The sequence below is a fragment of the Flavobacterium sp. genome, from assembly GCF_024642105.1.
GTDB lineage: Bacteria > Bacteroidota > Bacteroidia > Flavobacteriales > Flavobacteriaceae > Flavobacterium.
The window spans coordinates 65,157-76,808 of sequence record NZ_JAHEBT010000055.1 but is presented as its reverse complement, the minus strand read 5'-3'; the positions used below and the strand labels follow the sequence as shown (position 1 = coordinate 76,808).

10 protein-coding genes are annotated in these 11,652 nt (G+C 36.7%); all 10 read right to left on the bottom strand.

The window, feature by feature from the left end; all coding sequences use genetic code 11:
• Window positions 1-375 precede the first annotated feature (375 nt).
• The 10 genes from Q0L65_RS11385 to Q0L65_RS11340 all read right to left on the bottom strand — a co-directional run bounded on the left by Q0L65_RS11385 (window position 376) and on the right by Q0L65_RS11340 (window position 11,643).
• The gene (locus Q0L65_RS11385; RefSeq protein ID WP_296686430.1) at window positions 376-2,328 is read right to left on the bottom strand and encodes a nucleoside-diphosphate sugar epimerase/dehydratase; all 1,953 of its coding nucleotides are present in this window, start codon (window positions 2,326-2,328) and stop codon (window positions 376-378) included.
• A gap of 125 nt (window positions 2,329-2,453) precedes the next feature.
• On the bottom strand, window positions 2,454-3,323 hold the full coding sequence (rfbA, locus tag Q0L65_RS11380; RefSeq protein WP_296686428.1) for a glucose-1-phosphate thymidylyltransferase RfbA: 870 nt from the start codon (window positions 3,321-3,323) through the stop codon (window positions 2,454-2,456).
• 417 nt (window positions 3,324-3,740) lie between these two features.
• Entirely contained in the window at window positions 3,741-4,787 is a 1,047-nt protein-coding gene (gene rfbB, locus Q0L65_RS11375) for a dTDP-glucose 4,6-dehydratase (protein WP_296686426.1), read from the bottom strand.
• Between the two features lie 435 nt (window positions 4,788-5,222).
• A complete protein-coding gene (gene rfbD / locus Q0L65_RS11370) occupies window positions 5,223-6,071 on the bottom strand; it encodes a dTDP-4-dehydrorhamnose reductase (protein ID WP_296686423.1) in 849 nt (282 codons plus the stop codon).
• Between the two features lie 460 nt (window positions 6,072-6,531).
• Entirely contained in the window at window positions 6,532-6,855 is a 324-nt protein-coding gene (locus Q0L65_RS11365) for a type II toxin-antitoxin system RelE/ParE family toxin (protein ID WP_296686421.1), read from the bottom strand.
• Entirely contained in the window at window positions 6,846-7,082 is a 237-nt protein-coding gene (locus Q0L65_RS11360; protein ID WP_296686417.1) for a hypothetical protein, read from the bottom strand. Before Q0L65_RS11360 ends, Q0L65_RS11365 begins: the two co-directional genes overlap by 10 nt.
• A gap of 400 nt (window positions 7,083-7,482) precedes the next feature.
• Window positions 7,483-8,679: an AAA family ATPase gene (locus Q0L65_RS11355; protein WP_296686414.1), complete on the bottom strand. Its 1,197-nt coding sequence runs from the start codon at window positions 8,677-8,679 to the stop codon at window positions 7,483-7,485.
• Window positions 8,680-9,357: 678 nt separating this feature from the next.
• Entirely contained in the window at window positions 9,358-9,906 is a 549-nt protein-coding gene (gene rfbC, locus Q0L65_RS11350) for a dTDP-4-dehydrorhamnose 3,5-epimerase (RefSeq protein ID WP_296686411.1), read from the bottom strand.
• A gap of 310 nt (window positions 9,907-10,216) precedes the next feature.
• Window positions 10,217-10,720, bottom strand: a complete 504-nt coding sequence (locus Q0L65_RS11345; protein ID WP_296686409.1) for a phosphoheptose isomerase — start codon at window positions 10,718-10,720, stop codon at window positions 10,217-10,219.
• Window positions 10,708-11,643, bottom strand: coding sequence for a GDP-L-fucose synthase (locus tag Q0L65_RS11340; protein WP_296686407.1), 936 nt, complete (start codon window positions 11,641-11,643; stop codon window positions 10,708-10,710). The genes Q0L65_RS11345 and Q0L65_RS11340 overlap by 13 nt, the downstream gene beginning before the upstream one ends.
• Window positions 11,644-11,652 lie beyond the last annotated feature (9 nt).

Sequence of the window (11,652 nt, the reverse complement as noted above, 5' to 3'; positions counted from 1 at the left end):
TACGAAGTAAGATATTCGAAGTACGATATAGTAATTTGAAAACAAGTAAATCGTAATGAACCTTAATTTCTTAATGGTTTAAAAATATTAGTTTTAATAAAGAGCGAAGCGACCTCCTTATAATACCTTATATGCCTTATATGGTTTTAAAATTTACGATTTACGAGGTAAGATATACGAAGAAAAAATTCAATCCCGACACTTCGAATCAACATTTGAATAACGAACCAAAAACTAACAACCAAAAACTAACAACCAACAACAGATAACCGACAACTAACAACCAACAACAAATAACCGAAAACCGAAAACCAAAAAAAAATCCCCAGAGCAAAACACTCCAGGGATTCATATCAATTGGCAAACAATTACCGCTTACTTATCCAAAACGGCAAAAGTAGAATTCATACTCTTAAACTCCGGTACAATTTTTTTCATTTGGGCAACAATCGCATCATTATCAAAAACATCCGAACCCGTAATCAATTCGATAATATCCTGATGCAATTCCTCGAACTCCTCTTCCATTTCTTGAGCAATCATGATTTTATTGTGATGAGTAGGAATAGTCTTTGCAGTATCATTCAATAATTCTTCGTACAGTTTTTCCCCTGGACGAAGTCCAACCACATCAATTTTAATATCAACATCGGGTGTAAAACCAGCCAATTTAATCATCTTACGAGCCAAATCATAAATCCTAACCGGTTTACCCATATCAAAAATATAGATTTCGCCTCCATTACCCATAGCACCAGCTTCCAACACCAGCTGACAAGCCTCCGGAATAGTCATAAAATAACGAATAATATCTTTATGCGTTATGGTCACAGGACCTCCTTCAGCAATTTGTTTCGTAAACAATGGGACTACAGAACCATTAGATCCTAAGACATTCCCAAAACGGGTAGTAATGAATTTAGTAACAATACCTGTACGATCTTTTTTATGTTTCCATTGCAAAGACTGTACATACTTCTCTGCAATACGTTTACTAGCTCCCATCACATTCGAAGGATTAACCGCCTTATCGGTGGAAACCATCACAAACTTGGCCACCTCATATTTACATGATAAATCAGCTACATTTTTAGTTCCTTTAACATTCGTTACAATCGCTTGTGCAGGATTTTCTTCCATCAAGGGCACGTGCTTGTAGGCTGCCGCATGATACACCACCTGAGGGTGATAAGTAGAAAAAACAGCTTCCATGGCCTTTTTACTTCGCACATCAGCAACCAAACTATAAATAAGAGTATCTGTTGCTAATGCTTGCGTTTCCAAAGTCAATTGATGCAAAGGTGTTTCAGCTTGATCCAACATCAAAATCACTTTGGGATTAAAAGTCAAGACCTGGCGAACTATTTCACTACCAATAGAACCCGCAGCACCCGTAATTAAGACCGTTTTATCTTTCAATTGTTTAGAAATAGAACAACTATCTAACACAATAGGTTTACGTTCCAATAAATCTTCAATCTGAATATTTTTAATTTTTTGAGAAATCTCTTTTTGGTTTTCCCAGTTGGTAATCAATGGTACCGTAAACACCTTATAATTGAATTCCAAACATTGATCTACAATATGGATTTGTTCTTCTTTGGTCAAACTCTTATCGGCTATAATAATCCCTTCAGCACTTAACGAACGCATCAAAGCGGGTAATTTTTTCTTTTGTGCCAAAATAGGCAAATCCAACATACGCTTAGAAACATTCTGATTATGGTGATCCACAAACCCAATTACCTTAAAACGAGCTGGAGTTTCAAAATTCAAGGCATTAGCCACAGAAATGGCATTAGCATCTGTTCCATAAATAACAACCCGAACTAATTTATTTTTGGTAGTATCCGAAAAATACAGTTCAAAGGTGCGCTTGACAATAACACGATACAAAAAGAGCCCACAAAAAGTAAAAACAGTATTTATAAACAAGGCGGTATTTAAAAAGGCTTTTTCATGAAAATGATATTCATAAATAAGATTAAAAACCAGAAAAAACACCAATACCATTACCTGTGAAAACAAGAGCTTAACCGCATCGATATAAGAAGAATGGCGAATAATACCAGAATAAGTTCTAAAAAGCCAAAAAGAGAATAAATTGACTACTAAAAAGAAAACAATAAGTTCTATCCATAGTGGAGTAATAACATAATCCAGCCCTGTCCCTCTAAATAGCAAAAAGCTAAACAAACAAGAAGCTATCAATACCCCAAAATCAATTGACAAAACAATCCAACGAGGCAAATAGTTCAAACTACTGATACTAAATCGCAAATTTTCTCTTGAAAAAAAGGAATTGGAAGAAGTTTCTTTTGCTGACATATTGATATTCAATTAACTAGAATTATTAATAGTATTGCACCCCTATTTTTTTAGGTTCAATTCAAATGTAAACAATTTAAATGATATAAAAAGCACGTTCTAATTGATTTTTTTTCGAATAAGTCTTACAATTTATATTGTAATAATCCTAAAAGATAGTCGCCATAACCCGACTTACGCAAGGGTTCAGCAAGTACTTTCAACTGCTCGTTCGAGATAAAACCCTGACGCCAAGCGATTTCCTCAATACAACCTACTTTCAACCCCTGACGCTCTTCCAATACCTGAACAAACTGCCCTGCTTGCATCAAGCTGGCAAAAGTTCCAGTATCTAGCCAAGCCGTTCCACGACTTAAAATCCCCACTTTCAACTTCCCTTGTTTTAGGTATTCTTTGTTGACATCCGTAATCTCATATTCCCCACGAGCGGAAGGCTGAATATTTTTAGCAATTTCCACCACCGAGTTATCATAAAAATACAATCCAGGTACCGCATAATTCGATTTGGGTTCCAATGGTTTTTCCTCTATGGAAAGTGCTTTATTGTTGGCATCAAATTCCACTACCCCATAACGCTCTGGATCCGAAACATGGTAGGCAAATACCACCCCACCCTCAGGCGTCGTATTAGAACGCAACAATTCTTGCATATGGGCACCAAAGAAAATATTATCGCCTAACACTAAAGCCACCGAATCATTTCCTATAAAATCAGCACCAATCACAAAAGCCTGTGCCAATCCATTCGGCACAGCTTGTTCAGCATAACTAAATTGACAACCAATCTCTGACCCATCACCCAATAATCTCTGAAAATTCGGCAAATCATGAGGCGTCGAAATAATCAAAATTTCGTTAATCCCCGCCATCATCAAAGTCGACAACGGATAATAAATCATGGGCTTGTCATACACAGGCATCATTTGCTTACTCATCGCCAAAGTCAAAGGGTGCAATCGAGTCCCAGACCCACCAGCTAATATAATTCCTTTCATATTTTATTTTATTTTGCCGCGAAGGCACTAAGTCACTAAGTTAATTTTTATCTAGTGTTTGTCATTACGAACGCAGTGAAGCAATCTCTAATTTCCCCAATCTGTGTATTTTTTTTTGCCACGAAGACACTAAATCTATTTGTTATCTGTCATTGCGAACGCAGTGAAGCAATCTCGAATTTTCCCAATCTGTGTTCCAATATTGCAACTAGTAAATTCTGAAATTGTTCCATTTTCTAATTTTCAAATTGTTACATTCCAAAATCGTACATCGTATATAGTAAATCGTACCTCGTATATCGTACCTCGACCCGAGGCGAAGCCGAACGGAGCGAAGCTAATATCGTAAATCCCTAAATTGCTACATTCCTACATCGTAAATCGTAAATCGTAAATCGTATATCGTAAATCGTACATCTAAGAATATTGTTTCTCATAGTAGGATGCATACGCCCCCGAAGTCACATTATCCAACCATTCTTGATTCTCCAAATACCAATTTACCGTACGTTCCAATCCCTCTTCAAAAGTAACGGATGGCTTCCAACCCAACTCTTGGTTAATTTTAGTCGCATCAATCGCATAACGCAAATCGTGTCCTGGACGGTCTTTTACATAAGTAATCAATTGTGCCGACGTTCCTGCTGGGCGGCCTAATTTGTCATCCATGATTTGGCACAACAATTTCACCAAATCAATATTTTGCCATTCGTTGAACCCACCAATATTGTAAGTATCGTGATTCACTCCTTGGTGAAAAACCAAATCAATCGCTACGGCATGATCTTCTACAAACAACCAATCACGCGTATATTTCCCATCGCCATAGACAGGTAACGGCTTATTCTGAATAATATTATTAATGAAAAGCGGAATCAATTTCTCCGGAAAATGAAAAGGGCCATAATTGTTAGAGCAATTCGTGAGCACATACGGCAAACCATAGGTCTCACCATAAGCTCGTACAAAATGATCCGAACTCGCTTTCGAAGCGGAGTAAGGCGAATTAGGGTCATAAGCCGTAGTTTCAGTAAACAAGCCTTCAGCACCCAGACTACCATACACCTCATCGGTACTGATATGGTAGAAACGTTTGCCTTCTTCTTTCCCTACCCAAATCGTTTTAGCGGCATTCAACAAATTCATCGTCCCAATCACATTCGTTTTCACAAACGCCAAAGGATCGGTGATAGAGCGATCCACATGCGACTCGGCTGCTAGGTGCAATACCCCATCAAACTGATGTTCAGCAAACAAAGCGTCAATAAAAGGAGCATCCACAATATCCCCTTTCACAAAGGTATAATTAGGCGCCTTTTCAATATCGGCTATATTCTCTAAATTCCCTGCATACGTCAACGCATCCAAATTAAAAATTTGGTAATTCGGATACTGATTCACAAAACGTCTCACCACATGAGATCCAATAAATCCGGCACCACCGGTAATCAATATTTTTTTCATTTTTTTATTTTGCCACAAAGGCGCTAAGTCACTAAGTTTTTTTATCTCTTGTCTGTCATTGCGAACGCAGTGAAGCCTGCCTGCTGCAGTCAGGCAATCTCTAATTTTCCAATCTGTGTTCAACCCTTAACATTAAAAGAATAGATGCATTAAGATTGTACCAATTTCTCAAATTTCATTAATCTGTGTTCTCCTCTTTTGTATACAAAGTATTAAGTCACAAAGATTTTGCATTTTCAAATTTTCAAATTGTTACATTCCCACATCGTACCCCGACCCGAGGCGAAGCCGAACGGAGCGAAGCTAATATCGTACATCGTAAATCCCTAAATTGCTACATTGTCACATTGATACATTGATACATTGATACATTGAAACATCGTACATCGTATATCGTACATCGTAAATCGTATATCGTAAATCGTATATCGTAAATCACTTCATACACCGCTCCAAACTCTCCCGATACCCGGGAACCACCACCCCAAAAGTAGTTGTAATTTTGGATTTGTCCAATAAGGAATAATGCGGACGACGCGCCGGTGTAGGATAATCCGAACTTGGAATACCACTGACCACACAATCAAACCCGCCTATTTCCCGAATCGCCAAAGCAAATTCATACCAACTGATTTCGCCTTCATTCGAAAAATGATAAATACCACCTTGCCAATGCGGATGAGTGATGATTGTCATAATAGCTTGCGCCAAATCAGCAGCATAAGTGGGACTACCTATTTGATCATTCACCACATTGAGACTATCGCGTTCTTGCATCAAACGACTCATGGTTTTAACAAAATTATTGCCAAAACGAGAATACACCCAGGAAGTCCGAATAACAATCACCTCCGGATTTTCATACAGACAAGCCTGTTCTCCGGCAAGTTTGGTTTGACCATACACATTGATCGGACCCGTAGGTGCCTCTTCAGTTAGAGCAACACTCGAATTGCCATCAAAGACATAATCGGTGGAAACATGAACCAATTGACCCCCATTAGACTGAGCCCATTGCGCCAAAACCGCCACCGCTTGATGGTTCAACACATCGGCCAATTCCGTTTCTGTTTCTGCTCTATCCACGGCAGTATATGCAGCACAATTAATAATAATGTGAGGTTGAATCCCATCCAACACCTTGGATATCGATGCCAAATCACTCAAATCCAAAACCGAACGATCCGCAAACACCCATTCAAATTGGGCATACTGAAATGCCAACACCTTCAATTCCGAACCCATTTGTCCGTTAGCTCCTGTAACTAATATTTTTTTATTCATTATTCTGCTTTTGTTGCCACTAAGGCGCCAAGGCGCTAATGTAAGTCATTGCGAACGTAGTGACGCAATCTCTATTTCTCAAATCGTAAATCAAACTACAAAACGTTCCCCTCTTGAGAGGGGCTAGGGGTGTGTTAAATATTTACGACTATTGTTTGTCGAATGACAATTCACGAATCACGCCTTACAAACTACAAAACATTCCCCTCTTCAAATCGAAGATTCAACGATTCCGATAAAACAATAAAAACTAGAATTATAGGGGCTAGGGGTGTGTTAAATATTTACGACTACTGTTTCTCGAATGACAATTCACGTTTCACTAATAACGCTTTACAAACTACAAGACGTTCCCCTCTCGAGAGGGGCTAGGGGTGTGTTAAATAATTACAAACTATTATTTATCGACACATACATTTCAGTTACCGACTCACGAATATTGAATTTTAAAATCTTTATGTTATTTAAGCGTGCTTTTAATAATTTTAATCGGATTTTGACGAGCATCAAAGACGTCCACTATTTCAATTGCCTTGCGATCTAAATTAATCCAATAGATAATTTTGTAGGATTTATACAAAATACAACGAAATTCTCTAGGATCTTTTTCTAACAATGGTTCTAGTGTTCCCATTGTGGGTTGATATTGAAGTTGCCTAGTTTCAGATACAATTCCAACAACTAATTTTCTAGCCAGATTACGACTAACATGTTCAAGGTAATAATCAAAAATAGAACGAACTGCTGATTTAGCAAAATCAGTCCAAAGGACTTTTATTTCCATTCTGCGATTTCTTCCAAAAATTGATCGGATGAAGTCAATTTACCAGCCTTTGAATCAGATACCGATTGATGGATTCTTTTTTTAAAATCATCAACAGACATAGGCTCAAAAGTAACGTTTAAATCAGTCTGTTTTTGCAATAATTTTTCAAATTGAACAATAACTTTTTCACTTTCTAATTTTAGAAAATCTTGAACAAAGGCTATTTTTCGAGTTTGTAAATCCATCGTATTTTTTTATAAAATTACAAATTATCTTAATAGGTCACAATTTTAATTATTTATTTTCCTATAAAAGCAGTTAGTACGAAATTCTTACCAATTGTTACAGGCATTTTCAGTTGACAACAGTTTGAAGTCAACTGGTTCCTTAAAAATTTATTTAAACCTAATTTGCATTTCGTACCTCTAACTTCGTAACTCGTCCCGAAGCGTCGGGATCGTAAATCCATAAATTGTTACCTTCTCGAATTGTTACATTTTCAAATCGTACTTCATATATCGTACCTCGTATATCGTAAATCGTATATTCCTAAACCCTATAAGTCATATAAGAAAATAGAAGAAGTAGCTTCTTCAATTTAAGTTCAGATAATCTCTTGTTAACTAAAGCCATTAGGTGTAATTATTAATACAAAAAGCCAAAAAGCCATAAGGGTATCTTGTTTTGAAATCCATATTCAATATCATCGGCAACAACATAGGCATTTTCAACGCCTGCAATTTGTTGCTGGGATTTATCTTTTCCCCCTATCTCAAAAGAATACAAATTATTAACAAAAAAATCTGTTTTTTCATGATACTCTAATTTGTTTTTATATCCCACTTGATTAGCAAAAAAAGTTTCTCTTGCATTACCCATATTGGTATTGGTAGGCGACAAAACATACATTAAATTAGTATTTTCCAAATATACTTTAGCCGGTTTTTGCAATCTAACACTTCCTTTTGCTTCTTTCTGTAAATTAATTGTCAAACCTACCTCCTCTAAATAATGCAAATAGGTCATCAAAGTGGCTCTGTGCAATCCCATTTTTTGACTTAAATTAGCCACATTAGGCGCAAACGGAACCGATTCTGATATGATGGATAACAATTGTTTTATCTTGGAGACTAACCCAATGGATACACCTCGCAACAAAGGCAGTTCAATTTCAAGCATCATAGTGATTACCTCCTCTAATCGTTGCTCATACAAATCGGACTCTTCCCTATAAAAAGGATAATACCCCTGTTTCAAATATTTAGTAAAATAACGAAATGGAGGTACCTTACTATTAATTGAAGTAGCAATTTTTATATGATTTTCTAAAATAGTCTCTAGGGTAAGTCTGTCCAATTTTTCTCCCGTTTCCATCTCAAGATATTCCCTAAAAGACAATCCTTGCATATGATAAATGATAGCTCTACGGCTCAAATCAGCACGAGAATTTAGTATCTCTAAGAGTGATGAACCCGTAAACACTACTTTCAAATCAGGGTAGTCATCATAGATATTTTTAAGCTCTTGAGCCCAATTAGCATATTTATGTACCTCATCAAGAAATAAATGTTTACCTCCATTTTTAACAAAATCATCAGCCAGACCAACTAATGTTCGGTCTTTAAAACTAATGGAATCTAAACTGACATATAAGGACTCTTCAATATTTTCGCTGAAATTCAGTTTCATATATTGCAACAGCAGAGTAGTTTTACCAACACCCCTAGCTCCTTTTATTCCTATTAGTCTGGTATTCCAATTAATATCATCACTGAGACTTCTGACAAAACTGGTATCAATACGTTCTATTTTTTTTCGGTATTTACTAATTAAATCTTCCATAATGTACATTATATTATACAAATATAAGTAAAAAAAGTACATTGAACTATACAAAAACACATTTAATTAAACCTGCTTCTTATTGTATTACTTAAAGTTTGTGCTTTGGAATTTGACCCAAGGCTAAGAAAAAAAACAAAGCTAAAATCGTACTTCGTAAATCGTAAATTTTTAGTTTCTCTAATTTTACCAATCTGTGTTCTTAAATCCCAACTTGTAAATCTTAAATTGTTACATTGATATATCGTACCTCTAACTTGGTAAATCGACCCGAGGCGAAGCCGAACGGAGCGAAGCTAATATCGTAAATCCATAAATTGGTACATTCTCACATCGCTACATTGACACATCTTACCTCGTATATCTTAAATCGTACCTCGTATATCGTATATCGTAAATTTCTAAACCATATAAGGCATATAAGGGAATATAAGAAGTCGCTTAATTTAAGATCAGATAAGTTTTTGGTTGAACCATTAAGAAATTAAGATTCATTAAGATGATACAAATTTCTCTGATTTTTGTGATCTGTGTTTCTGGAGTATAATCTTAACATCTTCACACTCCTAAATTTCCACATTGCTACATTCTCGAATTGTTACATTTTCAAATTGCTACATTGACACATCCTACCTCGTATATCTTAAATCGTACCTCGTAAATCGTATATCGTAAATCCTAAAACTCACTATTACACCCCTCAATCCCCGGCAACACTAAATCCTTATCCGACACAATAGCAGCCGCTAAGTCCATCCCCCAATCAATATTCAAACTAGGATCATCAAAGCGAATCCCTCCTTCACTGGCTTTGTTGTAAAACTGATCGCATTTGTACAGCACTACTGCCGTTTCACTGATCACCGAAAAACCATGGGCAAAACCATGTGGAATCAACAATTGTTTCTTGTTCTCAGCTGATAACCTAATCGCAAAATGTTGACCATAGGTTGGTGATTGCTTTCTAATATCTACCGCTACATCAATGATTTCACCTTGCAGCACACGCACCAACTTGGTTTGAGCATACGGCGGATTTTGATAATGCAAGCCTCTCAAAGTACCGCGTTTGGAAAACGATTGGTTGTCTTGCACAAAATTAATATGTATTCCTTGCACTGCTAAGGAATTTTGATTGTAGGCCTCAAAAAAATACCCACGAGCATCTTCAAATACGGTGGGATTGATAATTATTAAATCTTGTATGGGTGTTGTTTCTATTTTCATTGTAAATGGTTGTCGGTTATTGGCTGTCTGTCATTACGAACGCAGTGAAGTAATCTCTAATTTGCCACGAACCTGCCTGCCGCAGGCAGGGACGCTAGGGCTCCAAGGTTGGTTATTGCTAACTCAGTGACGCCTGTCTGCGGCAGTCAGGCAATCTCTATTTCTCAAATCGTAAATCAAACTACAAAACGTTCCCCTCTCGAGAGGGGCTAGGGGTGTGTTAGATATATAAATTGTTCCATTTTCAAATTGCTACATTTTTAAATCGTAATTCGTAAATCGTATATCGTAAATCTAACTTCGAATCATTCTATCTTCCAAAATCATCCTGCACCCGTACAATATCCTCTTCATCAGAAGGATGACTAGCATCCGTATGTTGCCAAATCTCAGCAATAACAGCATAATCATCTAAACCTATCAAACGGTGACGTTCTCCTTGTTGCAAGGTAATCGTATCCCCCACATTGAGAACTTCTAACTCTCCTTCATTATCGGTAGAACTTCTCTTAACACCTGCCTGACCTTGAATCACTCTCCATATCTCAACCCTACGATGATGGTACTGCCATGACAACCGCTTCTCAGGTGCCACCACTAATATTTTAGGACTTAATGCCCCACCTCTTTTTAAGGTAGACACATCCAAGCCTTCAAAATACTGATTGGCAAAATCTTGCGCCTGCTCCTCAGCAATAACGAAAAAACCACCCCAAGGGCGGTTGTGATCTTTTGAAACGATGGTAAAGTGATTTGTTTTTAATTGGTTTTGTATGTTTTCAAATATCATAATATTACAATTTATTCCGACCAATTAAGGTCTTTTATTTCTTCATATACTTTTTGAATCCCTTGCTCTAAACTAATAGATGCTTTCCAACCCAAATGAGTCAACTTCGACACATCCATTAATTTACGTGGTGTACCATCTGGCTTGGAAGTATCAGTTAGAATTTCTCCTTCAAAACCAGTTATTTGCTTCACCATTTTAGCTAAATCTAAAATAGAAATATCTTCCCCTACTCCTATATTCACTAATCCTGCCTCATTATGAGTCTCCATTAAGAACAGGCAAGCCGCTGCTAAATCATCCGCATGTAAAAACTCACGCAATGGACTACCGCTTCCCCAAATAGTAACTACTGAATCTCCATTATTTTTTGCTGTAATAAATTTTCGTAAAAGAGCGGGCAATACATGTGAATTATTCAAATCGTAATTATCGTTGGGTCCGTATAAATTGGTTGGCATGACCGAAATAAAATTACATCCGTATTGTTCCCGATAGGCATCACACATTTTAATCCCTGCAATTTTAGCAATAGCATACGGTTCATTGGTAGGTTCTAATAAACCAGTCAATAGATACTCTTCTTTCAAAGGTTGGGGTGCTAATTTGGGATAAATACAGGACGAACCTAAAAACAATAACTTTTTAACTCCATTCAAATAGGATTGATGAATCACATTCGATTGTATCATCATATTTTCATAAATAAAATCGGCTCTATAGGTATTATTAGCTATAATACCTCCAACTTTAGCTGCTGCTAAAAAGACATAATCCGGTTTTTCAAGGGCAAAAAAATCAGCAACCGCTTGTTGATTTCTTAAATCCAACTCTGCAGATGACTTTAGTAAAAAATTACTGTACCCTTTAGCTTTCAATGCTCTTAAAATAGAAGAACCCACCATACCTCGGTGACCTGCAATATATATTTTTGATGATTTTTCCATAGCATTAAA

Bases quoted from the DNA above. Each gene is read 5' to 3' on its own strand.
- Q0L65_RS11385 (WP_296686430.1), bottom strand. From the start codon at position 2,328: ATGTCAGCAAAAGAAACTTCTTCCAATTCCTTTTTTTCAAGAGAAAAT.
- rfbA (WP_296686428.1), bottom strand. From the start codon at position 3,323: ATGAAAGGAATTATATTAGCTGGTGGGTCTGGGACTCGATTGCACCCT.
- rfbB (WP_296686426.1), bottom strand. From the start codon at position 4,787: ATGAAAAAAATATTGATTACCGGTGGTGCCGGATTTATTGGATCTCAT.
- rfbD (WP_296686423.1), bottom strand. From the start codon at position 6,071: ATGAATAAAAAAATATTAGTTACAGGAGCTAACGGACAAATGGGTTCG.
- Q0L65_RS11365 (WP_296686421.1), bottom strand. From the start codon at position 6,855: ATGGAAATAAAAGTCCTTTGGACTGATTTTGCTAAATCAGCAGTTCGT.
- Q0L65_RS11360 (WP_296686417.1), bottom strand. From the start codon at position 7,082: ATGGATTTACAAACTCGAAAAATAGCCTTTGTTCAAGATTTTCTAAAA.
- Q0L65_RS11355 (WP_296686414.1), bottom strand. From the start codon at position 8,679: ATGGAAGATTTAATTAGTAAATACCGAAAAAAAATAGAACGTATTGAT.
- rfbC (WP_296686411.1), bottom strand. From the start codon at position 9,906: ATGAAAATAGAAACAACACCCATACAAGATTTAATAATTATCAATCCC.
- Q0L65_RS11340 (WP_296686407.1), bottom strand. From the start codon at position 11,643: ATGGAAAAATCATCAAAAATATATATTGCAGGTCACCGAGGTATGGTG.